The 26805-nt window shown below is 53.3% G+C and carries 17 protein-coding genes, 1 tRNA gene and 3 rRNA genes; 9 read left to right on the top strand and 12 right to left on the bottom strand.

Translation table 11 applies throughout. The features are described 5' to 3' along the window. Nucleotides 1–19: 19 nt before the first annotated feature. The 5 genes from rrf to gmhB all read right to left on the bottom strand — a co-directional run bounded on the left by rrf (nt 20) and on the right by gmhB (nt 6295). Nucleotides 20–135, bottom strand: a 5S ribosomal RNA gene (gene rrf, locus ACL2XN_RS23015). Nucleotides 136–262: 127 nt separating this feature from the next. Beyond that, a 23S ribosomal RNA gene (locus ACL2XN_RS23010) occupies nt 263–3176 on the bottom strand. Nucleotides 3177–3575: 399 nt separating this feature from the next. Then, nucleotides 3576–3651: transfer RNA gene (locus tag ACL2XN_RS23005), tRNA-Glu, on the bottom strand. 179 nt (nt 3652–3830) lie between these two features. After that, nucleotides 3831–5373: ribosomal RNA gene (locus ACL2XN_RS23000) — 16S ribosomal RNA — on the bottom strand. The 16S, 23S and 5S rRNA genes sit together here with 1 tRNA gene alongside, the layout of an rRNA operon. A 349-nt stretch (nt 5374–5722) precedes the next feature. Beyond that, the gene (gene gmhB / locus ACL2XN_RS22995; RefSeq protein ID WP_413729542.1) at nt 5723–6295 is read right to left on the bottom strand and encodes a D-glycero-beta-D-manno-heptose 1,7-bisphosphate 7-phosphatase; all 573 of its coding nucleotides are present in this window, start codon (nt 6293–6295) and stop codon (nt 5723–5725) included. Nucleotides 6296–6483: 188 nt separating this feature from the next. Here gmhB and metN point away from each other — a divergent pair, with 188 nt between their 5' ends. The 6 genes from metN (at nt 6484) to proS (ending at nt 12196) form a co-directional block, all read left to right on the top strand. Beyond that, nucleotides 6484–7515, top strand: a complete 1032-nt coding sequence (gene metN, locus ACL2XN_RS22990; RefSeq protein ID WP_410013743.1) for a methionine ABC transporter ATP-binding protein MetN — start codon at nt 6484–6486, stop codon at nt 7513–7515. After that, nucleotides 7508–8161: a methionine ABC transporter permease MetI gene (locus ACL2XN_RS22985; RefSeq protein ID WP_410013742.1), complete on the top strand. Its 654-nt coding sequence runs from the start codon at nt 7508–7510 to the stop codon at nt 8159–8161. The genes metN and ACL2XN_RS22985 overlap by 8 nt, the downstream gene beginning before the upstream one ends. 64 nt (nt 8162–8225) lie before the next feature. Continuing rightward, nucleotides 8226–9041, top strand: coding sequence for a MetQ/NlpA family lipoprotein (locus ACL2XN_RS22980; protein WP_410013741.1), 816 nt, complete (start codon nt 8226–8228; stop codon nt 9039–9041). A 116-nt stretch (nt 9042–9157) separates the two neighbouring features. Next, on the top strand, nt 9158–9568 hold the full coding sequence (rcsF, locus tag ACL2XN_RS22975; RefSeq protein ID WP_410013740.1) for an Rcs stress response system protein RcsF: 411 nt from the start codon (nt 9158–9160) through the stop codon (nt 9566–9568). Continuing rightward, nucleotides 9565–10299, top strand: a complete 735-nt coding sequence (gene tsaA, locus ACL2XN_RS22970) for a tRNA (N6-threonylcarbamoyladenosine(37)-N6)-methyltransferase TrmO (RefSeq protein ID WP_413721320.1) — start codon at nt 9565–9567, stop codon at nt 10297–10299. Before rcsF ends, tsaA begins: the two co-directional genes overlap by 4 nt. A 169-nt stretch (nt 10300–10468) precedes the next feature. Further along, nucleotides 10469–12196, top strand: a complete 1728-nt coding sequence (gene proS / locus ACL2XN_RS22965) for a proline--tRNA ligase (RefSeq protein ID WP_413727761.1) — start codon at nt 10469–10471, stop codon at nt 12194–12196. 76 nt (nt 12197–12272) lie between these two features. Here the strand turns inward: proS and ACL2XN_RS22960 are convergent, their stop codons facing one another. From ACL2XN_RS22960 to ACL2XN_RS22950, 3 genes are all read right to left on the bottom strand, one after another. After that, on the bottom strand, nt 12273–17315 hold the full coding sequence (locus tag ACL2XN_RS22960) for a hypothetical protein (RefSeq protein WP_413729540.1): 5043 nt from the start codon (nt 17313–17315) through the stop codon (nt 12273–12275). Nucleotides 17316–17392: 77 nt separating this feature from the next. After that, on the bottom strand, nt 17393–18001 hold the full coding sequence (locus tag ACL2XN_RS22955) for a hypothetical protein (RefSeq protein WP_413727758.1): 609 nt from the start codon (nt 17999–18001) through the stop codon (nt 17393–17395). A 265-nt stretch (nt 18002–18266) separates the two neighbouring features. Further along, the gene (locus ACL2XN_RS22950) at nt 18267–18815 is read right to left on the bottom strand and encodes a YaeQ family protein (protein ID WP_413721324.1); all 549 of its coding nucleotides are present in this window, start codon (nt 18813–18815) and stop codon (nt 18267–18269) included. A gap of 258 nt (nt 18816–19073) precedes the next feature. On the opposite strand from ACL2XN_RS22950, the gene rof reads away from it, so the two are divergent. Continuing rightward, nucleotides 19074–19331: a Rho-binding antiterminator gene (gene rof / locus ACL2XN_RS22945; protein ID WP_410013735.1), complete on the top strand. Its 258-nt coding sequence runs from the start codon at nt 19074–19076 to the stop codon at nt 19329–19331. Between the two features lie 56 nt (nt 19332–19387). Here rof and tilS read toward each other — a convergent pair whose 3' ends face one another. Both tilS and ACL2XN_RS22935 read right to left on the bottom strand, forming a co-directional pair. Continuing rightward, entirely contained in the window at nt 19388–20710 is a 1323-nt protein-coding gene (gene tilS, locus ACL2XN_RS22940; RefSeq protein ID WP_413727757.1) for a tRNA lysidine(34) synthetase TilS, read from the bottom strand. Then, nucleotides 20700–21089, bottom strand: coding sequence for a VOC family protein (locus tag ACL2XN_RS22935; protein ID WP_413727756.1), 390 nt, complete (start codon nt 21087–21089; stop codon nt 20700–20702). The genes tilS and ACL2XN_RS22935 overlap by 11 nt, the downstream gene beginning before the upstream one ends. A gap of 230 nt (nt 21090–21319) precedes the next feature. Between ACL2XN_RS22935 and ACL2XN_RS22930 the strand changes: the two genes are divergently transcribed. Both ACL2XN_RS22930 and ACL2XN_RS22925 read left to right on the top strand, forming a co-directional pair. Then, nucleotides 21320–22975 carry an inositol phosphate phosphatase SopB gene (locus tag ACL2XN_RS22930; RefSeq protein WP_413729538.1) on the top strand — a complete coding sequence of 552 codons (1656 nt, stop codon included), beginning with the start codon at nt 21320–21322 and terminating at the stop codon, nt 22973–22975. Between the two features lie 8 nt (nt 22976–22983). Beyond that, nucleotides 22984–23352, top strand: a complete 369-nt coding sequence (locus ACL2XN_RS22925; RefSeq protein ID WP_413729536.1) for a hypothetical protein — start codon at nt 22984–22986, stop codon at nt 23350–23352. A gap of 98 nt (nt 23353–23450) precedes the next feature. On the opposite strand, the gene ACL2XN_RS22920 is transcribed toward ACL2XN_RS22925, so the two are convergent. Further along, nucleotides 23451–25598 (bottom strand): lysine decarboxylase LdcC, encoded by a 2148-nt coding sequence (locus tag ACL2XN_RS22920; RefSeq protein ID WP_410013730.1) that lies wholly within the window; start codon nt 25596–25598, stop codon nt 23451–23453. Nucleotides 25599–25845: 247 nt separating this feature from the next. Further along, a complete protein-coding gene (gene accA / locus ACL2XN_RS22915; RefSeq protein WP_410013729.1) occupies nt 25846–26805 on the bottom strand; it encodes an acetyl-CoA carboxylase carboxyl transferase subunit alpha in 960 nt (319 codons plus the stop codon).

Here is a 26805-nt window from a genome sequence, read left to right as displayed (position 1 = left end):
AGGGCTTCGTCAATTGAATGCCTGGCAGTTCCCTACTCTCGCATGGGGAGACCCCACACTACCATCGGCGCTACGGCGTTTCACTGCTGAGTTCGGCATGGGGTCAGGTGGGACCACCGCGCTAGTGCCGCCAGGCAAATTCGTTTACCAACCGTCATCCTGTTACTGATGACCATCGGCCTTTATCCGGAACAATCGCTGAAAATTCTCTCGCCACCCCTGGGGGCAACGCTCTCTTCGCGTCAAACACTTTAGGTGTTGTAAGGTTAAGCCTCACGGGTCATTAGTATCGGTTAGCTCAACGCATCGCTGCGCTTACACACCCGACCTATCAACGTCATCGTCTTTAACGTCCCTTCAGGTGGCTTAAAGCCACAGGGAAGACTCATCTCGAGGCAAGTTTCCCGCTTAGATGCTTTCAGCGGTTATCTCTTCCGCACGTAGCTACCGGGCAATGCCATTGGCATGACAACCCGAACACCAGTGGTGCGTCCACTCCGGTCCTCTCGTACTAGGAGCAGCCCCTCTCAATCTTCCAACGCCCACGGCAGATAGGGACCGAACTGTCTCACGACGTTCTAAACCCAGCTCGCGTACCACTTTAAATGGCGAACAGCCATACCCTTGGGACCTACTTCAGCCCCAGGATGTGATGAGCCGACATCGAGGTGCCAAACACCGCCGTCGATATGAACTCTTGGGCGGTATCAGCCTGTTATCCCCGGAGTACCTTTTATCCGTTGAGCGATGGCCCTTCCATTCAGAACCACCGGATCACTAAGACCTGCTTTCGCACCTGCTCGAGCCGTCACTCTCGCAGTCAAGCTAGCTTATGCCTTTGCACTAACCTCACGATGTCCGACCGTGATTAGCTAACCTTCGTGCTCCTCCGTTACTCTTTAGGAGGAGACCGCCCCAGTCAAACTACCCACCAGACACTGTCCTCGACCCGGATTACGGGCCGGAGTTAGAACATCAAACATTAAAGGGTGGTATTTCAAGGTTGGCTCCATGCAGACTGGCGTCCACACTTCAAAGCCTCCCACCTATCCTACACATCAAGGCTCAATGTTCAGTGTCAAGCTATAGTAAAGGTTCACGGGGTCTTTCCGTCTTGCCGCGGGTACACTGCATCTTCACAGCGAGTTCAATTTCACTGAGTCTCGGGTGGAGACAGCCTGGCCATCATTACGCCATTCGTGCAGGTCGGAACTTACCCGACAAGGAATTTCGCTACCTTAGGACCGTTATAGTTACGGCCGCCGTTTACCGGGGCTTCGATCAAGAGCTTCTCCTTGCGGATAACCCCATCAATTAACCTTCCGGCACCGGGCAGGCGTCACACCGTATACGTCCACTTTCGTGTTTGCACAGTGCTGTGTTTTTAATAAACAGTTGCAGCCAGCTGGTATCTGCGACTGGCTTCAGCTCGGGGAGCAAGTCCCTCCACCTAATGCCAGCGTGCCTTCTCCCGAAGTTACGGCACCATTTTGCCTAGTTCCTTCACCCGAGTTCTCTCAAGCGCCTTGGTATTCTCTACCTGACCACCTGTGTCGGTTTGGGGTACGATTCGATGTGACCTGGAGCTTAGAGGCTTTTCCTGGAAGCGTAGCATCAATTCCTTCACCACCGTAGTGGCTCGTTATCACGCCTCAGTGTTGAATGAAAAAGCGGATTTACCTGCTCTTTCCACCTTCACGCTTAAACCGGGACAACCGTCGCCCGGCGAACCTAGCTTTCTCCGTCCCCCCTTCGCAGTCACACCCAGTACAGGAATATTAACCTGTTTCCCATCGACTACGCCTTTCGGCCTCGCCTTAGGGGTCGACTCACCCTGCCCCGATTAACGTTGGACAGGAACCCTTGGTCTTCCGGCGAGCGGGCTTTTCACCCGCTTTATCGTTACTTATGTCAGCATTCGCACTTCTGATACCTCCAGCAGCCCTCACAGGCCACCTTCGCAGGCTTACAGAACGCTCCCCTACCCAACAATACCCGAAGGTATCGCTGCCGCAGCTTCGGTGCATGGTTTAGCCCCGTTACATCTTCCGCGCAGGCCGACTCGACCAGTGAGCTATTACGCTTTCTTTAAATGATGGCTGCTTCTAAGCCAACATCCTGGCTGTCTGTGCCTTCCCACATCGTTTCCCACTTAACCATGACTTTGGGACCTTAGCTGGCGGTCTGGGTTGTTTCCCTCTTCACGACGGACGTTAGCACCCGCCGTGTGTCTCCCGTGGTAACATTCTTCGGTATTCGCAGTTTGCATCGGGTTGGTAATCCGGGGTGGACCCCTAGCCGAAACAGTGCTCTACCCCCGAAGATGAATTCACGAGGCGCTACCTAAATAGCTTTCGGGGAGAACCAGCTATCTCCCGGTTTGATTGGCCTTTCACCCCCAGCCACAAGTCATCCGCTAATTTTTCAACATTAGTCGGTTCGGTCCTCCAGTTAGTGTTACCCAACCTTCAACCTGCCCATGGCTAGATCACCGGGTTTCGGGTCTATACCCTGCAACTTAACGCCCAGTTAAGACTCGGTTTCCCTACGGCTCCCCTATTCGGTTAACCTTGCTACAGAATATAAGTCGCTGACCCATTATACAAAAGGTACGCAGTCACCCTGATAAATCAAGGCTCCCACTGCTTGTACGTACACGGTTTCAGGTTCTATTTCACTCCCCTCGCCGGGGTTCTTTTCGCCTTTCCCTCACGGTACTGGTTCACTATCGGTCAGTCAGGAGTATTTAGCCTTGGAGGATGGTCCCCCCATCTTCAGACAGGATATCACGTGTCCCGCCCTACTCATCGAGCTCACAGCACTTGCACCTTCGGATACGGGGCTATCACCCTGTGTTGCCGGACTTTCCAGACCGTTCTCCTGATGCAAACGCTGATGGTGACTCTGGGCTGTTCCCCGTTCGCTCGCCGCTACTAGGGGAATCTCGGTTGATTTCTTTTCCTCGGGGTACTGAGATGTTTCAGTTCCCCCGGTTCGCCTCAATACGCTATGGATTCACGTAATGATAGTGCAACGAATTGCACTGGGTTTCCCCATTCGGACATCGCCGGCTGATAGCGCTTCATATCAGCTCACCGGCGCATTTCGCGGATTAGCACGTCCTTCATCGCCTCTGACTGCCTAGGCATCCACCGTGTACGCTTATTCACTTAACCTCACAACCCTAAAGTGTCTGTGTTGCGACTGGCTGCACACTGCCATGGCATCGTTGCGCGGTGCTCGCCATGCTCATGGACATTGAGTCCACTCCGCTGGCTGCGCGCCGTGCGCCTTGCCCTGACACTGTTCGCACAGTCTCACCCTGGTGAGAGTAAACCCTCGCCTGAGCTACAGAGATTGCCATCGACACGGCAATCATTAGGTTTGCTTGCTTTGAGAGAATCGCATACTGATTTTGCTCAGCATGTTTTTTTCAAATTTTCAGCTTGTTCCGGATTGTTAAAGAGCATGTATTTCGCAGCATACTGATACGCGGTTGCGTAACAATGTGCTCTGAAATCATCAGACAATAAAGGCGGGTCTGGTTTGGTTAACAGGTCGTATGAAAAAGAGTTTGGCGTCCCCTAGGGGGTTCGAACCCCTGTTACCGCCGTGAAAGGGCAGTGTCCTAGGCCACTAGACGAAGGGGACAGGAGTGCGTTTGTGAGATAAGTTGTCGTCAATAGGCAACGAATTCTTATGCCACCGTTTTTTATCAACCCTGCCTTAACATTCAGGAAGAGGGCATGACAAAAAACCATACGAGCTGTTTGCTCATTACAGTTATCAGACAATCTGTGTGGACACTACACAATTAGTATCTATTTCGGTAAGGAGGTGATCCAACCGCAGGTTCCCCTACGGTTACCTTGTTACGACTTCACCCCAGTCATGAATCACAAAGTGGTAAGCGCCCTCCCGAAGGTTAAGCTACCTACTTCTTTTGCAACCCACTCCCATGGTGTGACGGGCGGTGTGTACAAGGCCCGGGAACGTATTCACCGTGGCATTCTGATCCACGATTACTAGCGATTCCGACTTCATGGAGTCGAGTTGCAGACTCCAATCCGGACTACGACGCACTTTGTGAGGTCCGCTTACTCTCGCGAGTTCGCTTCTCTTTGTATGCGCCATTGTAGCACGTGTGTAGCCCTACTCGTAAGGGCCATGATGACTTGACGTCATCCCCACCTTCCTCCGGTTTGTCACCGGCAGTCTCCTTTGAGTTCCCACCATTACGTGCTGGCAACAAAGGATAAGGGTTGCGCTCGTTGCGGGACTTAACCCAACATTTCACAACACGAGCTGACGACAGCCATGCAGCACCTGTCTCAGAGTTCCCGAAGGCACGTTCGCATCTCTGCAAACTTCTCTGGATGTCAAGAGTAGGTAAGGTTCTTCGCGTTGCATCGAATTAAACCACATGCTCCACCGCTTGTGCGGGCCCCCGTCAATTCATTTGAGTTTTAACCTTGCGGCCGTACTCCCCAGGCGGTCGATTTAACGCGTTAGCTCCGAAAGCCACGGCTCAAGGCCACAACCTTCAAATCGACATCGTTTACAGCGTGGACTACCAGGGTATCTAATCCTGTTTGCTCCCCACGCTTTCGTACCTGAGCGTCAGTCTTCGTCCAGGGGGCCGCCTTCGCCACCGGTATTCCTCCAGATCTCTACGCATTTCACCGCTACACCTGGAATTCTACCCCCCTCTACGAGACTCTAGCCTGCCAGTTTCAAATGCAGTTCCCGGGTTAAGCCCGGGGATTTCACATCTGACTTAACAGACCGCCTGCGTACGCTTTACGCCCAGTAATTCCGATTAACGCTCGCACCCTCCGTATTACCGCGGCTGCTGGCACGGAGTTAGCCGGTGCTTCTTCTGCGGGTAACGTCAATCAACAAGGTTATTAACCTTATCGCCTTCCTCCCCGCTGAAAGTGCTTTACAACCCGAAGGCCTTCTTCACACACGCGGCATGGCTGCATCAGGCTTGCGCCCATTGTGCAATATTCCCCACTGCTGCCTCCCGTAGGAGTCTGGACCGTGTCTCAGTTCCAGTGTGGCTGGTCATCCTCTCAGACCAGCTAGGGATCGTCGCCTAGGTGAGCCATTACCTCACCTACTAGCTAATCCCATCTGGGTTCATCCGATGGCGTGAGGCCCGAAGGTCCCCCACTTTGGTCTTGCGACGTTATGCGGTATTAGCTACCGTTTCCAGTAGTTATCCCCCACCATCAGGCAGATCCCCAGACATTACTCACCCGTCCGCCGCTCGCCGGCAAAGTAGCAAGCTACTTCCCGCTGCCGCTCGACTTGCATGTGTTAGGCCTGCCGCCAGCGTTCAATCTGAGCCATGATCAAACTCTTCAATTAAAAGCTTGATGCTCAAAGATTGTCATACTGTTAATCTTATGAATTAACTGTTTGTTCACTCTTCAAGACTTGGTATTTTTGTGTTTCGATACGGTCTTGTGAGTGCCCACACAGATTGTCTGATAAATTGTTAAAGAGCAGTGCGCCGCTGTAATCAGTCTGGCGCGAGGTGGCGTATATTACGCTTTCCTCTTTCAGTGTCAAGCCCGTTCGACCTGTCTTCTGACTCGTTTCCGGTAGACTGTGATACTGCTCACGTTACCGGTCGATGGAGGCGCATTATAGGGGGGTACGGAAAAATGGCAAGTAAAAAAAACGTCATTTTAACCGACCGGTTAAAATCTAACCGTTATGCACTTTTTGCATGCTGTTTAATGGCAGCCGGTAGTTGCGCAAGACTGTCTATCACCCAATCCGCCAGGGCCTGGGCCTTTTCGTCCAGCGGCTTGCCGCTGCGCACCAGCACTTTGGCGCCGACGCCCGCGGCTTGCCCCGCCAGCATGTCTTCGGCCTTATCACCTACTATATAGGAGGCCGCCATATCGATATTCAGGAACTGCTGCGCATCGAGCAGCATGCCAGGTTTGGGTTTGCGGCAGTCGCAATCCTGGCGGTATTCCCCTTCCACGCCGTCGGGATGATGCGGGCAGAAATAGATGCCGTCCAATTCCACGTCGCGATCGGCCAGCGACCAATCCATCCACTCGGTTAGGCGCATAAACTGATCTTCGGTAAATTTACCCCGTGCAATACCGGACTGGTTCGTCACCACCACCAGGGCGAATCCCATGGTTTTCAATTCCCGCATGGCATCGATAACACCGTCGATAAATTGAAATTCATCGATCTCATGTACATAACCGTGATCGACATTAATGGTACCATCGCGGTCTAAAAATATAGCTGGGACAGGCTGTGTCACTGATTGGCTCCTGACAACATAAACGGCGCCCAGTATCGCATGTTTTATCGGGCGAAGAGAAACGGAGAAAATGAAACCCAGTTGACTTAGCCGTCTAGACGCCCTAACATCCACGCACGCTGATATCTGCGGATATCGTAAAGGTGCCATTTATTCTCGCAACAGGTAACCAGTAACCCTAAAAAAGCATGATCACACTCTCTCATATTACCAAGCAATATTCGCAGGGCGCCCTGACTATTAATGCCCTGTCGGATGTTTCCCTGCACGTTGCGCCAGGTCAGATTTATGGCGTTATCGGCGCTTCCGGCGCCGGTAAAAGCACGCTTATCCGTTGCGTAAATTTATTGGAACGTCCCACCAGGGGTACGGTGCTGGTCGATGGTAAAGATCTTACCAACCTGCCTGAGCGTCAGCTTATTGCCGCCCGCCGGCAAATCGGCATGATATTTCAGCATTTTAATTTGCTGTCCTCGCGCACCGTGTCCGGCAATATCGCCCTGCCGCTGGAATTGGATAAATTATCCAGGCGCGATATCACTGCGCGGGTCAATGAGCTGCTGACCCTGGTCGGGCTTGAGGATAAGGCCGACGCCTATCCGGCCAACCTGTCCGGCGGCCAGAAACAGCGGGTCGCCATTGCCCGGGCGCTGGCCAGCAACCCCAAGGTGCTGCTGTGCGATGAAGCCACCAGCGCCCTGGATCCGGCCACCACCCGTTCTATTTTGGCTTTGCTGAAGGATATCAATCGCCGCCTCGGCCTGACCATTTTGTTAATTACGCATGAAATGGACGTGGTGAAGCGCATCTGCGATCAGGTGGCGGTAATAAGCCAGGGTGAATTGATCGAACAGGACACCGTGAGCGAAATGTTTTCGCATCCCAAAACGCCGCTGGCCCAGCAATTCATCAAGTCCACCCTGCATCTGGATATACCGGACGACTATCGCGAGCGCATGACCGACGCGCCGTCGGCGGGTAAAATCCCCATTCTGCAGCTGGAGTTTACCGGCCAGTCGGTGGATGCGCCGTTATTATCCGAGGCCGCCCGGCGTTTTAACGTCAACAATAATATAATCAGCGCGCAGATGGATTATGCCGGTGGGGTTAAGTTCGGCATTATGCTGACGGAAATGGCCGGGGATGAACAAAATTCCCGTGACGCCATCGCCTTTTTGCAGCAGCAGCACGTTAAAGTAGAGGTACTGGGTTATGTCTGAAGCCATGGTGGCGTTATTCGCCAAGGGAATCTGGGAAACACTGATGATGACATTTGTCTCCGGTTTCCTGGGGTTCGTCGTGGGACTGCCCATCGGCGTATTGCTGTATATCAGCCGGCCCGGGCAGATTATCGAAAACGGCAAGGTCTATCGCACAACCTCGGCGCTGGTGAATATCTTTCGCTCCATTCCTTTTATTATCCTGCTGGTGTGGATGATCCCCTTTACCCGCATGATTGTCGGCACGTCAATCGGCCTGCAGGCGGCGATTGTCCCATTGACCGTCGGCGCCGCTCCGTTTATCGCCCGCATGGTGGAGAACGCCCTGCTGGAGATCCCGGCCGGCCTGATTGAAGCCTCGCGCGCCATGGGCGCCACGCCGCTGCAGATTATCCGCAAGGTTCTGTTGCCGGAAGCGCTGCCTGGCCTGGTGAACGCCGCCACCATCACGCTTATCACCCTGGTGGGCTATTCCGCCATGGGGGGGGCGGTGGGCGCCGGCGGCCTGGGTCAAATCGGTATCCAGTACGGGTATATCGGTTATAACGCGACCATCATGAATATTGTCTTGGCGTTATTAGTTATCCTGGTGTTTTTAATACAAATCGGCGGCGATAGAATCGTCAAAGCCGTTACCCATAAATAGTCAATAATGAAACTGCCATTCCGGCGTTTCATTGCGGCAACTTTATCCACAAGAGGAAAGGGATATGTTTTCTAAAATAAAAACTCTGGCTACCGTCAGCGCGTTGATCGGTTCCCTGGCATTGGCAGGCTGCGGGCAGGAAGAAAAAGATCCAAACCATATCAAGGTCGGCGTGATTGTCGGCGCGGAACAGCAGGTTGCCGAAGTGGCGCAAAAAGTGGCGAAGGAAAAATATGGTCTGGATGTCGAGCTGGTCACCTTCAACGATTACGTGCTGCCTAACGAAGCGTTGAGCAAAGGCGATATCGACGCCAATGCCTTCCAGCACAAACCTTATCTTGATCAGCAAATCAAGGATCGCGGTTATAAGCTAACGCCCGTGGGCAATACCTTTGTGTATCCGATTGCCGGTTATTCAAAACAAATCAAATCCCTGGATGAACTGAAGCCAGGCTCACAGGTAGCCCTGCCCAATGACCCGACCAATCTGGGCCGTTCCTTGCTGCTGCTGCAGAAAGTGGGCCTGATCACCCTTAAGGACGGCGTCGGCCTGCAGCCAACCGCGCTGGATGTGGTCGGCAACCCGAAAAACCTGAAACTGGTTGAACTGGAAGCGCCGCAATTGCCGCGCTCCCTGGACGATCAGCAAATTGCCCTGGCGATTATCAACACCACCTATGCCAGCCAGATTGGCTTGACCCCGGCGAAAGACGGCCTGTTCGTGGAAGATAAGGAATCTCCCTACGTCAATCTGATCGTGGCCCGCGAAGATAATAAAAATGCCGAAAATGTAAAAAAATTCGTGCAGGCATATGAATCCGATGAAGTTAACGATGCCGCCAATAAAGTCTTCAATGGCGGCGCCGTTAAAGGCTGGTAATCTTTATACATTAATAACGTGCGTTTTTGACCAGACGGGCTACGGCCCGTCTTGTTATTTATGCCGTAGATTGATTCAATAGCGCCGTTGAAATAAAAATAATCAGAGGAAAATGTATGCGTGCTTTACCTGGATGTATTTTGGTGCTCTCGTTGACGGGGTGTGCATGGGTCCATACGCCCCCTTCGTCCACGACGACCCAGGCCGCACCCGTCTCTCCGTTCAAGAGCGCGCCGCCCGCCCACAAGGCCCCCGCGCGCCCGCAGCCGGCCAAACTGTATAAATCCGCCGAAGAGCTGGTCGGTAAACCGTTCCGCGATCTGGGCGAAGTGTATGGCTCCACCTGCCAGGTGAGCTTGCAGGATCCACCGCCAAGCCTGCCCGCGGCGCGCAAGGAAATGCAGATGCGCGCGGCGTATATGAAGGGCAACGCGGTATTGCTGCACCAGTGTGAAACGGTGCGGGCGGTGGCGGGATGCTATCAGCAGGCCGTTTGCCAGGGCACGGCGTTGAAAGTTTCGCAATGAGCGCCTACCCCCTGCGGCAAATCGGCGTAATCCATTCGCCCTATAAAGAAAAATTTGCCGTTCCCCGCCAGCCGGGACTGGTGCCGGACGGTACCGGCGAACTGCGGCTGCTGGCGCCCTATAACCAGCCGGACGCCGTGCGCGGGCTGGAGGCGTTCAGCCATATCTGGCTGCTGTTTATCTTTCACCAAACGATGGAACAGGGCTGGCATCCTACGGTGCGCCCCCCGCGCTTGGGCGGCAATAGCCGTATCGGCGTGTTTGCCACTCGTTCAACGTTTCGCCCCAACCCCATAGGTATGTCCCTGGTGGCGCTGCGCGGTATCCGCCTTCAGGGCGCGGAAGTGATACTGGAACTGGGCAGCCTGGATTTGGTGGACGGCACGCCGGTGGTGGACATCAAACCCTATCTGCCCTATGCCGAAAGCATCCCCGCGGCGCGGGCCGGTTTCGCCCTGCATCCTCCCGCGGCTTCGATGGCGGTAACCTTTACCACAGCGGCGGAGCATCGTCTGGCCGCGCTGGCGGGCCGTTATCCCCACTTGCGCCGGTTCCTCACCGATGTGCTGGCGCAGGATCCGCGCCCAGCCTATCGCCGGGATCGCGACGGCGAGCGCACCTACGCGGCGCTATTGCTGACCTTTAATGTCAGCTGGCGTGTCTTGGGCGAGGTGACCGAAGTGCTGTCGATCGAGGATTATCCCGGCGCCGCGGCAGGCGAGAGCCGGTAATCAGCGGCCGTCGCCGGCGAACGCATACCGGCCGCGGACAGGTTTTTGCGATTTTTCCATTTGCTCTCTTTTGGCCGCCCGCCTGCACTGGTAAACTGATTCACTTTTGATACTTTGCTGCCGATAAGCAGCCTGTGGCATTAAGCCGTTCTTGTGGAACCCAACTATCATGCGTACTACTCAATATCTGCTCTCCACCCTTAAGGAGACCCCCGCCGACGCCGAGGTTATCAGCCATCAGCTGATGCTGCGCGCCGGAATGATCCGCAAGCTGGCATCCGGCCTGTATACCTGGCTGCCCACCGGCCTGCGGGTACTGCGAAAAGTCGAAGCCATCGTGCGTGAAGAGATGAACAACGCCGGCGCCATTGAGGTTTCCATGCCGGTGGTGCAACCGGCGGATCTATGGCAGGAGAGCGGACGCTGGGAACAGTACGGGCCGGAATTGCTGCGTTTTGTCGATCGCGGGGATCGTCCGTTCGTGCTCGGCCCCACCCATGAGGAAGTGATTACCGATCTGGTGCGCAATGAAATCAGTTCGTACAAACAGCTGCCGCTGAATTTTTTCCAGATCCAGACCAAATTCCGCGACGAAGTACGCCCGCGTTTTGGCGTGATGCGCGCGCGCGAATTTTTGATGAAGGACGCCTACTCGTTCCATACCAGCCAGGAATCCCTGCAGGCGACTTACGACGCCATGTACCAGGCCTACAGCGCCATTTTCAATCGTATCGGCCTGAACTTCCGCGCCGTACAGGCGGATACCGGTTCCATCGGCGGCAACGCCTCCCATGAGTTCCAGGTGCTGGCCGACAGCGGCGAGGATGATATTGTTTTCGCCAGCGGTTCGGACTACGCCGCCAATATCGAACTGGCCGAAGCGGTTGCCCCGTCCCATCCGCGCGCGCAGCCGGCTGAAGAGCTGCGCCTGGTGGACACGCCCAACGCCAAGACCATTAATGAACTGGTGGAACAATTCAACCTGCCGGTGAGCAAAACCGTCAAGACGCTGATCGTTCACGGCGATAACGAGGCGGGCCACGCGCTGGTCGCACTGCTGATACGCGGCGATCATCAGCTTAATGAAATCAAGGCGGAGAAACTGCCGCAGGTGGCAAGCCCTCTTGAGTTCGCCAGCGAAGAAGAAATTCGCGCGGCCGTCGGCGCCGGCCCCGGTTCTCTCGGGCCGGTCAACCTGCCGATTCCGCTGGTGATTGACCGCAGCGTGGCGGCGATGAGCGATTTCAGCGCCGGCGCCAATACCGACGGCAAGCATTATTTCGGCATTAACTGGGAACGGGATCTGCCGCTGGCGGAAACCGCCGATCTGCGCAAAGTCGTGGAAGGCGATGCCAGCCCGGACGGCAAGGGCACGCTGCAGATTAAGCGCGGCATTGAAGTCGGCCATATTTTTCAACTGGGCGCCAAATATTCCCAGGCGATGAATGCCACCGTTCAGGGCGAGGACGGCCGTAACCAAACCTTGACCATGGGCTGCTACGGTATCGGCATTTCCCGGGTGGTCGCGGCGGCGATTGAGCAAAACCACGATGAGCGCGGCATCCTCTGGCCAGAAGCCATTGCTCCGTTCCAGGTCGCCATCCTGCCGATGAACATGCATAAATCCTTCCGGGTCAAGGATGCGGCGGAAGGCATCTATAACGCGTTGCGCGCCAAAGGCATCGACGTATTGCTCGACGATCGCAAGGAGCGCCCGGGCGTCATGTTCGCCGATATGGAGCTGATTGGCATACCGCACACCATTGTTATCGGCGACCGCAATCTCGACAGCGAAGAGATTGAATATAAACACCGCCGGATTGGCGAAAAGCAGATGATGAAAATCAGCGCTATCGTCGACTATCTGGTGGCTGAAATCAGCAACGCCGGCCGTTAAGCCGGTAATCCGCCCACTATCCGGCCGGCAATATGCCGGCCGTTTTTTCCGATCGCCGGATTAAACCCGCCATCTGTTAATCATTGTGAATGAGATTGATCAATATCCAGCTTTTTTGCAGGATGCCCGGGTCACCATAGATAAAGTTGCGGCTGTTCGATTTTACCGGTCTAATATCCAGATGATCCTTGGCGCCAAGCTTAATGGTTTCGGTATATTTATTAACTTCGGTGGCAATAAAAAAAGCGATCTCTCCCTGGTCGGAAAATATTTCGCTTGGTATATTCCTTTGCAACATCACCAGCCTTTCCCTGTTTTCCAGCAGTGTGATGACCACCCTTGGCGTTGACGGCAAAGGGGACATTGTCGAACCGTTATTTTCACCATCATCGGGCCCGCCGGGGCGGTCAACGATTAACGTCTCATTCATTTGCAAAGCGAGCCGCCCTACTTGTTCCACCAACAGGGAATGCCCTAATCCGATATCATCGCGCGTATCGGTACGCCTTCCGCCTGTTTCGCTAAAATGAACATAGTGCGCGGGCTGAATGGGATCAAGCCTGGGTTCGTCGGTGGTCATATCGATTTGCAGGCTGAAATCAGACCTTAACCAGGAATTAAGATAAAAATGAAAATGCGAGAAATCAAATCCCATGCTTAAAATATCCTGATCTCTGACGCCCGCCATAATGGGAAAGAAAGCAGATTTTTCCTTGAAAAAATTAGCCAGTAAAAGTGGCCATAATGTCTTGCGATGGCATTCACTACCCAGGCGGATGAGATATTCTCTCAAATGATCTTTATCGTCCGTTAAAGAGATATAAATATTGCTCTTGCTCAGCAGATTCCTGGAAACAACGATCGAGGGGAGCTGCCGGAAGGTGTCCAGCGACGGCAGGACATCCCGCCAATGCAGCGGATGGCGTAAATCTTGTCCGTCCACGACGAGAGTCCCCGCCGGCATCTCCTTATATTCCCGCGACAAAATATAGGCATCCAGGGCGTTGCTCATAGTCCGGCTGCCATAAAAAATGGTCAGCATGGCGGCGATAAGCGTTTCCTCATCCCCGGTGGGGTTTGCCAGCAAGCTGGCCTGATAAAGGGATTCCGCCGTCATCAGGCCGGGATAATAAGCCATCAGCGTTTGCGCGCCGATTTCTTTCCTGAGAAAATGCAGCACATCAATTACCACCATGCCGAAGGGAATGTTTTCACTAACCGCCCTGCTGTGGCGCTGGAATGGCAAATTTCCAATGAGGCTAAGAGCGTCCTCGATGAAATCATGGATACGCCGGTGCCAGCGCTCGTTATCCCGCCGCCGTTCAATACCGCAGCCACGCTGCGGCTTAAACATAACTCCCGTCCCCCGATTACGCGATTTACTGTCGGTAATCACCCCGCGATAACTTTCTACCGTGGCACCCAGCCTGTCGGCCATAATCTGCGCGGAAGAGCGCCGTCCCCCTAACGCGCCAAAGCACGAGATCAGCTCGATATGGCTAATAGGCTGATCCGGGTGCAGCGAGCGATGTAACCCAAGAATAATATTTGATAGTTCAACGGCGTCGTAATGATTGATGGAAGCCAGGGCGCCATGGGCCTTTATTTCCATTTGCAGGCTATTTAGCCCGTTGCGAACGTAGTCAATACGACCATCAGGCCCTAATAATGCTGAAATCCGGTTTTTTTCTAAATTACCCTCTCCGACCACAACCTTAAAGGATTTTTGATCATTGATCCTTCTGCCGTTAGTGATATCCCCTATCTCTTGCGAAGAAACTATCCTCTGATCACTCCTCAGCATATTATTGATATAATCATTGTTAAGTCCCGCAAAACGATCGTCCCCCAAGCTGACCATCATATGAAAATCTTTATCATCGGTATAAAAAACCAACAACTTTCCGGCAGCCACATTGGCAAGCTGAGCGTTATTGTCAATATACTTATCTATAACCATAAATTTATTGAGCTTTATTATTGATATCCTATTACCATCCATTTTTCCGATCATTAGCCTTGCCAAACGTTCCAGCGCATCGGCTTGCTGAGGTACGAGATGTTTAGCGGCAATTAAAATTTCCAGTGCAAAACGGATGCTGGTTTTTTCGTTGGAACTTTTAGCGCTAAGTTCTTTGGCAATATCCATGATACTTTTGCTTGTCGGGCTTGAGTGCGGAAAATCCCCTTTTTCAACCATAAAGCTTTTACATTGGTTATAAGTAACTAACACATCGTCCTTGAAATGTCCCAATTGCTCAGTAATCAAAATGCATTTTTCATCACTGAGTTCCGCATCCAGCAGGCTATTATTCATCCCGGTAAACCTGCCGTTACCCACGCTGAGCATCAGATGTGAGATTGAACTGTCTTGAAGATTAGTAAAACGAACCAGTTTTCCCGGTTCAATACGCAGCATGTCGCTATAAGTCCTGATCTGAAAGGGATGTGGTATAATCTCAAGCATCGCTTCTGAGGAGTTTTTTTTATATGCTGCCAATAAATTATCCTTCTGATTAAGCGTGAGCTGTCCGGCTTTTTGCATAACCGATATAATAAATTCATAACTGTTTTTGGACGTTTGATCTTTGATAATGGATTTACGTATTTTTTTTTGCAGCAATAACTGTTGTTCCACGCCATCATAATGCGATAAAAAAGTTGAAAACGTTATCGGCGTAGCCGGCTGCAGCAATTCACTGAAACCCGGCGGCGACAATAATAATTGTTCATTGTCGCGGCTAATCATAAAACTTTCCTGATAATCTTGAGCCAGTTGTTCCGTAGCGAAGTCTTTATAAGTGATCAAAGCGGCGGAACCGGAATTTTTAAAGCTCAGGGTCCATTTATCCTCAGTTAAAATCGCCACATCTTCGATGTCAGGCAGTTTTATAGACCGTAAATTTTCAGCATTAGGCTCAAGTAGATAATCTATATTTTTATATTTAGCGGCCAACAAGTAATGGCGAATAACTTCACTATTTATAATTGGGTCGAAAATAAATAGTGCGCGATAACGGACATTATAAAATCCATGATTAATGGCAAAGCGTTCCACTCCTTTTAATGCTTGTTTTAAATTCCCTTCAAATTTGAATCGATTGCAATAACGACGAAACCTTAAGGCTAAATTATCATCATAACTGAAAATTTCCTTGTCTAACGTCGATGTTGATACCACATTATAATCCTCAACATACAAGGTGGCGGACCTGCCATTCTTTAATATCAGTTGCTGGTTATTCATTATGAAGGCGTCGCCGCCAACTTCTTGCCACTGCGAGGCGGAAAGAGAGTGATCCAATTTTTGCAGTCCAAAGCCGGCAAATCTGTCGTTACCTAGACTAAGCAATAATAGCGTCAATTTATTGGTTAAATTATCCACTACCGCAACTTTATAGCCAGGGGGAATGAAACGCAATGACTCCCTTTCGCGTAAAATTATTTTTGGACTAGAACTTTCATCCCAAAAATAAAGTTCATTGGCAAATTGATAGGTTTCATCATCTATCCGGCGACATAGCTGAAACACTTGCAGCATCGCCTTAATGTTGTTATTTCCCAGGATATTTAAACGACCTTTTTCTTCATTTACCAGCGCTTTAACCAACATGACCATACGATCGCGTGTTTCCCCTTTGGTAAAAGTCTCGGCCACCTGTGTGGCGGTGGTGGCGGACTTTAACAATTCACCGATCCTGCCCGCCTGCTCGTGCAGTAATGCGTATCCCTGGCTACCATAGGATTTTATCACGCCATAGATATCCGCCGCGCCGGTTATGCCGGTAATCACTATACTTAACAAGGCTGATTCCCAGCCCTTCTGGCGCCTTTGCGCGTCCTGTTCGCGGGCGGCGCTTTGCAGTTGCAGAACACTACCGGCACCCGCCAGCATATCGCCCAGTATCATGGCGGCACAGCCCGCAGGTGAACCGCCGCTGAAAAACAGCGCCAGCAGAGAAATGGCATTGCTTGCAGCCAGTAAACGCTGTTGTGTCACGTCATCAGGGCCGGCATCGTTTGGATTGGTTGAAACCAGAGCATTATAACCAATATGCTCGTCCAGTTTTTCCATATCCAGATGTCTTAAACGTTCCCAAATATTGACCTGATTGATCAACACGATAGTGGATTCTAAAATACAGGCAGGCTTATTCAACCTTGGTGTCAGACTGGTTGATTCTAGCCATGCTTTATGTTGAATCGAGAGGTGCCCGGCGATAAAGTGCTTTAATGCGGTGGATGCGTCGTCAGGAGTCCAAAGATAAATTCTGCCCGTTGCCAGGGAGATAAATAACCCGCCTGTTGGCTCGGCGATAGCGACAATGCCCGGAACAGTGAACCGGCCTTCAGGGGTAGCCACACTGATCAGCCGCTCGCCTATCAGTCCATCCATCCAGCGATCAATCATATTTCGTAAATCACGATCCGCGTCGCTGGCCATAAATGGGAACAACGCCGCGACCATCCGGTTTTTAGCCATAGTAATATAAGCGGCGCTGATATCCGTACTAGCACCAAAGTATTCAAGCAACCGTTCTAGCTCAGCCGTCAGGGTGATGGCGTCACCATTAATAATAAATTCCAGATAGGAGAGAAAATTTTCCTTATCAGATCCCAAAATGGTAGTTTTAATAATGATATAATCATTATCTTCTTTTGCATTATTACCTATATTTAATATGGCATTAGAGAATTCCTTTAGCAACAGTTGCCGGACGCTATAGATCCCTTCTTTTATATGCGTTGTCGGCTGCATGCCTTTGCGGTCGTGTTTCATAAAAAGAATAAGCAGGGAGATTTTTCTGGAAAGTTGATGCGCCGTCAGGGACAGGCCGTATTTTCTCTGTACCAGGTCACTTAACATCATATCAACAAAATTCAGGGTCACGTTATCACGTGCCGCCGGAAACTCTTGGGAAACACCGAATGTATGCAGCCATTGATTACGTTCCAGCATCATGTGGTGTCGGGACATGTTATTTCGGTTGGGATTCGGGTTAACAGGCGCCAAATCGGGTAGAGAAGGATAATGTCCATCTGCTGTCGGTTTATCCATGGCCGCGTTCATCTGAGAATATGTATTTATTTTTTCACGCAACGTCCGCCAATACGCCATGTGCTCTTCCTGGCTTGCACAAGCGGGTGATTGAGCTTCATCAGTTATTTGCCTTCTGCCACGTAAGATTTTATCGCTTATCTGCTCTGCTTTTTTTTTATTTTGCCTTGCGATATTCTTTCCGCGGGAACCACGCAGCGGGTAATAATGGCGGGGTATGGCGATCCATCCCGGGCTGGCTGCGCCTTTAGCGGGGCGATAGCCTCGCTATCGTCCCATCCTGGATATATTTTTGATGGCATAAGAGAGAAACCGGGCAGTCTGATCGAGGCGAACGCCTCAAGCAGCGCCGCGGTAAATCGAATCTTTTGCCGGGATAGCGGATGAACGCGTTCAGCGGCATCTCTGACTGCGCAAAGTACTCCTCTCGCCTCCCGTTGTTCCTCAGGCGGTAATTCCTCCAGCCATTTATTGCCGGAGATAGCCTCACTGCCATAGCGCAAATAGTACAGCAACGTATCATTGATTACTGGATGCGAAGCCTTTAATATATCTTTATTGCCATAAAATTTATTTTCATCATTCTTAAACTGACGTATTGTGACGCCCTCCCCATGTTGTTCTCTATTTGAAACGTTGGTTAGACTATGCGCTCCCCAGGTGACTTGCGGCGAATTATTTATTTTCGTTTTATTATTAAAGAAAGAAATAATAGAAAAAAGTTGAGTTGCATTCGCTATTAGCATAGATATTATATCCTTTTTTATTCACGGTGATCAGGTTGATGATTGGAAGAGGCTATAATCAATGGCGAACATTATCTTTTGCGGCGGCTAAGCGTCAACCGCGGATCAGGTTAATCAATATTTAATCATTACGCTGCGCCGGTGCCGGGGGGATATTAAATAGCGTTTATTACGCGGGCCATTCGCCATGAACCGCGCAACTTTTTCTGGGGATGCATCGTCGACGCCGCTGCGCGGCCCGGGCTTATCGGCGCAGCCAAAGTCCTTAGCCAGCCGCGTTTTTCCAGGTCGCCAGGGTAATTTCCAGCTGAGTTTGCTGATCCGACAGCCACATCAATCCGTCCTGCAGTGTTGCCTGCAAAGACATATTACGCGCCGCCAGCGCGGCCAGCTGCGCCATTTGCGCATCGTCGACAAAATAAACGCTCAGATTGTCGTGCTGGGATAATATTGGCTCGACCTGTCGCCACCAAATCCGCGCCGCGCGCTCGTTATAGGCATAGAGCACCACATTGCGCGCCAGGTGGCAGGCTTTACGCAGCCGTTTTTCCTCCGGCAGCCCCAGCTCAATCCACCACTCCGGTTCACCGTGATCGTTGCGCAGCCATAATGCAGGCTCATCTTCGGCGCTGAGGCCGCGGGTAAACTCCAGGCGATCGTCGGCATGATAAATCCATGCCAGCAGCCGCAGCATCATGCGCTGCGGTGTTTCCGAGGGATGCTGGGCCAGTACCAGATTAACATCGGAAAAATAATTCCGGTCCATATCGGCGATGTTGACCGCCGCTTTATGTACAGTCGCTTTTAACGCCATGGTGATTCCGTAAGATATGCTTTGCCCGGCAGTGTACCTGACATCGCCCGTCGGCCGCCAGAAAAGCGGTAAATGCATAGTGCTGGCTCTATTAATTCCTAAACCATTTATTCCAGGGATAGGGGCGCTCTGTGCTATAGTCTGATAAGGAAATACTGTTGAAAGATGTAGGCGGGATGAGCGGCGGATGAAAATCGCACTTCATCCTCCCTCAGGGAACAGGCGGTATTTACCGCCGTAACAAGTAGGTGAGCTATTATGTCAACGAATGAAGAATATCAACCCATTAATTGTGATGATTACGATAATCTTGAGCTCGCCTGTCAGCGCCACTGGGTCCTCACTCTGACGCTTAAGAATGGAGATACCGTTGCCGGCACGGCGCGCGATATGATCTCAAGAAAACATGTCGAGTATCTGGTTATCGATGACGCTGGCGGCAGCCATGAAATACGGCTGGACCATATTGCCAGTTTCACCCATCCTGAACTCGGTACAGTGGTGGTTAGCGAATAACCCCCGCGCCCCTTCCTTCCTGACGGGCAGTAGGATTGCTACCCGTTAGCGTAACTCTATCGTATCCATTCCACATTCAGGCCTGTTTCCTCCTCCCCGGCCTGTCCTTCGCGAGTAATAAAGATGCCGGGTGCGGTTATCAGTTGCTCATTGTAATACACCAGAGGTGTGCGCTCGCGTTGCCAGGGCGCGATACCCAGCTCCTGCCATAATTTTTTTACCGATCGTCCATGGCGCCGGCCCAGGATATGCAGGGTACCGGTCGCCGAAAACTGCACGCTTACCCGCTCGTCCATCCGCGGCCGGCGCACCGCCCCGCCGCTGGAACCCAGGCGCAGTAGACCGAGATCCTCCGGCAGCGGCAGCGGTTGTCCGGTGTCCTCCCATAATAGCACCCGCCCCCTGAGCGGGGGCCACAGCGGCAGGATAAACAAGCGTTGGCGAAAGCGCCTGATCTGCCGGTCACCCAGCCGCATCATGGGCTCGGCGTCCTGGCGGCTTAACGCAACCTCCTGCCAGATCCTGGCCAGTTGTTCCTGCGCGGGCATGGCCATGCCAAACGACGCCAGCCAGCGGCGCAATACGGCCGCGCGCCGGATAGCGCTCATGCCCATCATCGGCGCCAGTTCGAGTGAGCCGTCATCGCGGGTTAATTGTTGCAGCGTCTCGGCGAGCAGCTCGTCGAGCAGGGTTTCCTGTTCGGCGCAAAGCGTAGCGCTGCGCGCCGCCGCCCGGCTGAAATGGGGCCAGCGCTCCTTAAGCACAGGGAGAATGCGCAGGCGCAGAAAATTACGATCGAAGCGTTGATCCTGGTTACTCTCATCCTCAATCCAGCGTAAGCGCCGGCTTTCGGCATAGTCGCGCAGCTGCGCCCGGCTGATATCGAGTAAAGGACGCAGCAGCTCGTGCCCGTGGAAAGGCGACGCGGCGGCCATGGCCGACAATCCGGCCGGTCCGCTGCCGCGTTTTAGCGCCAGCAGCAGCGTTTCGCTTTGGTCGTCCTGATGCTGGGCGGTCAGCAATGTCTCTCCGGGCAGCAGCGCCTGGGCCAGCGCTTGGTAACGCGCGGAGCGCGCCGCCGCTTCAATACCGCCGTCGGCGGGATCCACGCTCACCCTGACCTGCTGGAACGGAATCGCCAGATGGCGGCACAGCGCCTGGCAATGCTGCGCCCAATCATCGGCATGGGCGCTCAAGCCATGATGAACATAGACCGCGCGCGGGGCGAGATCGGGCAGTTGCCGCCCGCGCAGGCATGCCAGCGCATCCAACAGCACCGTGGAGTCCAGTCCGCCGCTCAGGGCCACCAGCACCGTTCTGCGCCGCTCAAGCCTGGCGGCGATATGGCGGCAGAGCGCCTCACCGTCATCAGGCTTCATAGAGTTCCAGGGGCAGATCGTCGGGATCGGCGAAAAAGGTAAAGCGCCTGCCGGTCAGGGGATCGATGCGGATCGGCTCGCAGTCGACGCCGTCGATATGAAGCGCGCTGACGGCCGCGGCGACGTCCGCCACGCTGAACGCCAGGTGGCGCAAACCGCGGGCCTCCGGGCGGCTGACCCTGGCCGGCGCGTTGGGAAAACTGAACAGCTCGATAATATAGGCGCCATTGAGCGCCAAATCGCCTTTCCAGGAATCGCGTTCGGCGCGATATACCTCGCTTAACAACGTGAACCCCAGGATGTCGCAATAAAATTGCTTACTGCGCGGGTAATCCGACGCGATGATGGCGATATGGTGCACCTGCTGTAGTTTTAGCATCGGCATAGTCCTTTTTATTCCGTTAATGCGCGTTGCCCGGGTTTGCCGCCCGGCGTTCAAAGGCAATTTACCACACTCTCTCCGCCCTCGCCCGCCTGTCATGCGCGCGGCAAGATGCATAAAACGCTCACGCCCGGAGTAATGCCTGGAATTATCCATTTCATTGATTTAGCATCTGATTAAATTATATACACCTTCCATTAAATTGATGCATAGCAACAGGTAACGCCATGAGCAGTTCCTCCCACATCCTTATTAATCGTCCAGCCGACCCCAGCCGGTTCGCTACCGGTCAAGTGGCGGGTATTAGCCCTTGCGAGGCGGTTACCGGAACATTTGCGCATTTGAAAGCGCCGCGTATCAGTCATCCGGTCAATATCATGGGCAGGCCTTCAGCCGCCGGTTTCCCACGCTCCCCGATTGCGGCGCGGCGCAGGCTGGCGCTGGCGACAGGGCTCGGCGCCGCGGAGAAATTGGGCGACGACGAAGGCGTAAATTATTTTGCCGTCATGCTGGATAATGAAAAAGACGATGATGATACGCCCAGGGAAAATAAGGATTACAAGGCCGTACTGGCGCTGGAAAAAGGGATTATAAAATTGTTAGCCAATTTTATAAAGAAACACAGCGGATGCAGTTCCCGCAAAGCCAGCAGCGAGGCCAAAGCGCTTTTTAATACGTCCAGTAAAGATGTATTGAACAATCTGGATTGGAATACCGTTGAAGACAGTTTTCGTTTTCGCGGTACTCACTTTAACAGTACATTAATACCCGCGGGTCAAATAAAACTGGGTGATCAGGATATTTTTGCCGCGGGCTACGCTAACAAAGGGATCAGCAGTAAATCCAATGAGGAAACCACCCATGCGATGAATATGTGGATCTCGACGTTTTACGCGGGAGACGATAACCGGGATCCGCTGTTTTCCGGCATCCGCCACGGCGTACTGAGTCCCTTCGGCCTGAAAGCGGGCAGCGCGGAACGTCAACAAGGCGCGTTGAATCGGGCCAGGGAAGTGGCCGCCGCCGCGTTGTTCCTGCATCCGGAAAAACTGGCCGCGGCGTTGGCGGGCCAGACGGTAGTATTGCCGCTTACGTCGACGAGCCTGCTGACACCGGTGGATATCGGGCCGTCAACGGAGGAATCACAATTCAGGGATCAGATGGAAGCCTGGGAGAAACTGGGCGCCGGCCCGGTAGAAATACCTATCAGGAACGAGAAAGGCGAAATGGTGCGGGTCACCCTGCGCCTTAACATCGCCGCCTTTAATTTCGGGGTCAATGAGCTGGCGTTGAAACGGTTGCATCTGGGACATCGCACAGCCGACGCCTATAATCGCTCCGCCCTGGTCAAGCTGCTCGGCAAGGATCTTTCCCCCGGCTCGGCGCACGGAGGCTGGGTGGGGGAATATCTCGCTTCCCGGCCGGATAATGCCGACAGGGTTTCTTCGCTTGCCAGCGAACTGAAACAAATTTGGGCCAAGAAGACGTACCGTGCCGATAAAGGCGAGCCGTACAAGGCGGCCGTGCGGGTGGCGTTATTATCCCATGAAATAGGCATTACCCCCTGCTGGAACTGCAAGAGCGGAAAAGACCGCACCGGTATAATGGATGCGGTCATTAAGCATCAGGCCGTAAGTCAATACCTGCGTAAAACCGGTGCAGACAATGTATTGCCTGATGCAGAGAACAAAGCGCTGATGCAGAAAGTGATGCTCAACAGCGGAAATTTGCAAATCCAGCAGCATAACACCGGCGTTCCCGGCAACAAATGTATGAAGAACAATAAAATACTTAATTTTTTATTCGGCAAATTATCATTGCGCCGCAGCATTGGCGACAAAAAAATAGCCGACCAGGCAGAAGGCTTTTCTAAATACGTATAGGAGAGAGTATGGAAACCTTTTTGCAGGGTTTATACGACCGTTATAATATTATCCCCCATGAAGAAAACACATTATATATTAATGAAGATGTGGTTATTTATTTTGATGAAACAGATAAGGATATCTTCTTGCTTTGTCCTTGTTTTCCCGTGCCGGCGCAGCAGACGCAATTGCTAGAGCTGTTAGCGCTAAATGGCAAAAGCGATATGAGCTTCTGCGCCGCCGATAATCTGATCCTGGCCAGATTAACCCTAAGGCAGCACGATGATTTCGACGACATGATGGAGAGATTCAGTGTATATATTGCGGAAATCGCGTGCGCCATTGAACGCGTTGATCAGGGCCCATGGTATCAGGCCGCCGGCCGCTTTGCCTGAAAATGGGCTGACACGACCGCCGCCTTTGCCGGCCCGGGGAATGGCCGCACCGGTTCGCCGCCGGCCGGCCCGGATGCCGCATGCTTATCACCGCGGCCTCAGGCCGGGCTATCGGTTTTCAGCACCCGCACCAGGTAACGACCGTCCTCGGTCAACTGGGCGCCGTGGATATCGGTTTCAAATCCCGGATAATGTATCCCGATGGTGCACAGCATAATCAGGAAATCCAGCACGCCGCGGCTTTGCTCGGTGATCATTTCACCCGGCATCACCACCGGCACTCCCGGCGGATACGGCAACAGCATATTGGCGGAAATACGTCCCAGCAGGTCAGGCAACTCCACCGTCTCCACATTGCCCCGCACCTGTTGCTGGAAAGCGGCATGGGGCGTCATTTTCATCTCGGGCAGCACGTCGAAGGCGCTTAACATCAGATGCGGCAGCCGGTGTTGCCGGATCAAGCGGTGAATGCCCTGGGCCAGATCCTGGATACGCATATTGCGATAGAAATCAGGATCCTCGGCGAACAGATCCGGCAGCATATTCCTCACCCGCAAATTCAGATCATAGGAACGTTTAAATTCCGTCAGCCCGCGCAGCAGGCTCATGGCCTTGGTTTTATCAATGCCGATGCTGAACAGGAACAGCAGGTTGTAGGGGCCGGTTTTTTCCACCACCACGCCGCGCTCGTCGAGGAATTTGGCCACCAGCGCCGCCGGTATGCCTTCCTCGGCCATGTTGCCGAACTCATCCATGCCTGGCGTCAGGATGGTGACCTTGATCGGGTCGAGATACATATGGTCGGCGTCGGCATGGTTAAATCCGTGCCAGGGCGCGCCCGGCTCGATGGGCCAGCACACCGCCTCCTCGATAATCTCCGGTTGCCAGATATCGAAAAACCAGCCCTCGGACTCCTCACGCAGACGCTGCACCTCTTTGCGAAAATGCAGCGCCCGCTCGATGGAGCGCAGGATCAGCCGCCGCCCGGGCTTGCCGCGCACCATGGCCGCCGCGGTCTCAATCGACGCCACGATGCCGTAATTCGGCGACGTCGTGGTATGCATCATATAGGCTTCGTTAAAGGTGCGTTCGTCATAATCACCTTTAATATGAATCAACGAGGCCTGGGAAAACGCCGCCAGCAGTTTATGAGTGGACTGGGTTTCAAAAATCACCTTGCCGGGAATACGGTCGCCGCTCATGCCGCTTTTGCCGCGGTAAATCGGATGAAAATTGGTATAAGGCACCCAGGCGGAGTCAAAATGGATCGAGGCCACCTCCAGGGTTTCTTTAATATACTGTGTATTATACAGCAAGCCGTCATAGGTTGAATTGGTGATCACCGCATGCACGGGCCAGGAGGCGTGGGGGGTTTGCGCTACTTTCAGCGCAATGCTTTCCCGGCTGAACTCACGTTTGGGAATGCCGCCCAGGATCCCGTAGGCATTGCGGATAGGACACAGGTAGATCGGCACAATGTCGCTCATCATCAGCAAATGCGTCAGCGACTTGTGGCAGTTGCGATCGATAAGCACCGTGCTGCCCGACGGCGCGGCATACATCCCCACCATTTTATTGGCGGTGGATGTACCGTTGGTCACCATATAGCTTTGCTCCGCGCCGAAGATGCGGGCGATAAACTCTTCCGCCTCCAGGTGCGGGCCGGAGTGATCGAGCAGCGATCCCAGTTCGGTTACCGAGATCGAGACATCCGCCTTCAGGGTGTTGGCGCCGAAAAAATCATAAAACAGGCTGCCCACCGGGCTTTTTTGATAGGCGGTGCCGGCCATGTGTCCGGGGGTGCAAAAAGTATATTTACCCTCCTTCACGTAGTTGAACAGCGCCTTGGTAAAGGGGGGAATAATGGCGTCGATATATTCGTCGGTATACTGACGGATGCGCACGCTGATATCGTCGGCCACGCCCAGGCCGTACTCAAAAAAGTACAGCACCATACGCATTTCGTTCAGGCTGACGTCCAGTGACGAATGGGTGTTGATAAACGCGTAGAGCGGCAGGTATTCGTTCAGTTCATTGATCTCGATGCAGAGATCCATACTGTACTGATCCCAGTCGAAAATCACGCCGCAGATGCGCGGATTCTGCTCGATAAGCTTGACCAGATCGCCGCTCGAGGTGGGATAGACTAATTGAAAACCCTGCGTTTTCAACGCCTCGTCCAGCTCACGGATGGGTTCATTTTTATAAAATACCCGCTCCGGACTTAGTATTGCAATGATGTTCATTCAGCCGGTCCTTTTAGCCTGGGTCTATTTTACCTGAAGATGTCGCTTAAAAAGTTCCCTTGAAAACTTCCCTGGCAATACTACGCCGCCCAATAAGCATAGATGACTTCGTCACGGCCATGGCCGCAAACGCCGGCGGTTGCGCGCGGCCCATGAAAAAACACCCCGCGAGCGCACGCTGGCGGGGTGTTTGGCCGTGATCGACCGCGCGGTGCCGGCAGCGCATGCCGGCGCGGCCGGGTGGGTATCAGCAGTAGCCGTAATTCATCAGCCGCTGATAACGGCGGTTCAGCAGCTCTTCTTCGCTCATTCTGTCCAGCTCGTCCAGGTCGGAGAGCAACTGCGCTTTTAATGACGCCGCAATAGCCAGCACATCGCGATGCGCGCCGCCCAGCGGCTCGGGAACTATGCTGTCGATAAGCTCCAGTTCCTTCAGACGCGGCGCGACGATGCCCATCGCCTCGGCGGCAATCGGCGCCTTGTCGGCGCTTTTCCACAGGATGGACGCGCAGCCTTCCGGTGAAATCACCGAGTAGGTGCTGTACTGCAGCATATTGACCTTATCGCCCACGCCGATGGCGAGTGCGCCGCCGGAGCCGCCCTCGCCGATAACGGTGCAGACCACCGGTACCCGCAGCCCCGGCATTTCGCGCAGGTTGTGGGCAATGGCCTCGGACTGGCCACGCTCCTCGGCGCCGACGCCCGGATAGGCGCCTGGGGTATCGATAAAGGTCAGCAGCGGCAGGTTAAAACGATCGGCCATTTCCATCAGCCGCAGGGCCTTGCGATAGCCTTCCGGCGCGGGCATGCCGAAGTTGCGGCGGATTTTTTCTTTGGTTTCCCGGCCCTTTTGATGGCCGATGATCATCACCGGCCGGCCGTCGAGGCGGGCCATGCCGCCGACAATCGCTTTATCGTCGGCATAGGCGCGATCGCCCGCCAGCTCATCAAAGTCGGTGAAAATATGCTGGACGTAATCCAGCGTATAAGGCCTGCGGGGATGACGGGCCAGCTGGGCTATTTGCCAGGCCCCCAGATCGGAGAAAATTTTACGGGTCAGCTCTACGCTTTTTTCACGCAGCCGCTGCACCTCTTCATCCAGATTAATATCTAATTTTTCGTCTTGACGGCTGACTGCGGTCAGCGAGTCAATTTTCGCTTCCAGCTCTGCAATCGGCTGTTCAAAATCAAGAAAATTCAGACTCAT

The sequence above is a fragment of the Sodalis sp. RH22 genome, assembly GCF_047324165.1.
GTDB lineage: Bacteria > Pseudomonadota > Gammaproteobacteria > Enterobacterales > Enterobacteriaceae > Acerihabitans.
This window is presented reverse-complemented; position numbering and strand designations above follow the sequence as displayed.

What these genes read in the sequence shown, in the direction of transcription:
- accA (WP_410013729.1), bottom strand. Translation starts at nt 26,805, where the DNA reads ATGAGTCTGAATTTTCTTGATTTTGAACAGCCGATTGCAGAGCTGGAA.
- ACL2XN_RS22935 (WP_413727756.1), bottom strand. Translation starts at nt 21,089, where the DNA reads ATGCTAAAACTACAGCAGGTGCACCATATCGCCATCATCGCGTCGGAT.
- ACL2XN_RS22925 (WP_413729536.1), top strand. Translation starts at nt 22,984, where the DNA reads ATGGAAACCTTTTTGCAGGGTTTATACGACCGTTATAATATTATCCCC.
- tsaA (WP_413721320.1), top strand. Translation starts at nt 9,565, where the DNA reads ATGAGCGCCTACCCCCTGCGGCAAATCGGCGTAATCCATTCGCCCTAT.
- ACL2XN_RS22980 (WP_410013741.1), top strand. Translation starts at nt 8,226, where the DNA reads ATGTTTTCTAAAATAAAAACTCTGGCTACCGTCAGCGCGTTGATCGGT.
- rcsF (WP_410013740.1), top strand. Translation starts at nt 9,158, where the DNA reads ATGCGTGCTTTACCTGGATGTATTTTGGTGCTCTCGTTGACGGGGTGT.
- rof (WP_410013735.1), top strand. Translation starts at nt 19,074, where the DNA reads ATGTCAACGAATGAAGAATATCAACCCATTAATTGTGATGATTACGAT.
- ACL2XN_RS22955 (WP_413727758.1), bottom strand. Translation starts at nt 18,001, where the DNA reads ATGCTAATAGCGAATGCAACTCAACTTTTTTCTATTATTTCTTTCTTT.
- ACL2XN_RS22960 (WP_413729540.1), bottom strand. Translation starts at nt 17,315, where the DNA reads ATGGCGTATTGGCGGACGTTGCGTGAAAAAATAAATACATATTCTCAG.
- ACL2XN_RS22985 (WP_410013742.1), top strand. Translation starts at nt 7,508, where the DNA reads ATGTCTGAAGCCATGGTGGCGTTATTCGCCAAGGGAATCTGGGAAACA.
- tilS (WP_413727757.1), bottom strand. Translation starts at nt 20,710, where the DNA reads ATGAAGCCTGATGACGGTGAGGCGCTCTGCCGCCATATCGCCGCCAGG.
- ACL2XN_RS22920 (WP_410013730.1), bottom strand. Translation starts at nt 25,598, where the DNA reads ATGAACATCATTGCAATACTAAGTCCGGAGCGGGTATTTTATAAAAAT.
- proS (WP_413727761.1), top strand. Translation starts at nt 10,469, where the DNA reads ATGCGTACTACTCAATATCTGCTCTCCACCCTTAAGGAGACCCCCGCC.
- ACL2XN_RS22930 (WP_413729538.1), top strand. Translation starts at nt 21,320, where the DNA reads ATGAGCAGTTCCTCCCACATCCTTATTAATCGTCCAGCCGACCCCAGC.
- ACL2XN_RS22950 (WP_413721324.1), bottom strand. Translation starts at nt 18,815, where the DNA reads ATGGCGTTAAAAGCGACTGTACATAAAGCGGCGGTCAACATCGCCGAT.
- metN (WP_410013743.1), top strand. Translation starts at nt 6,484, where the DNA reads ATGATCACACTCTCTCATATTACCAAGCAATATTCGCAGGGCGCCCTG.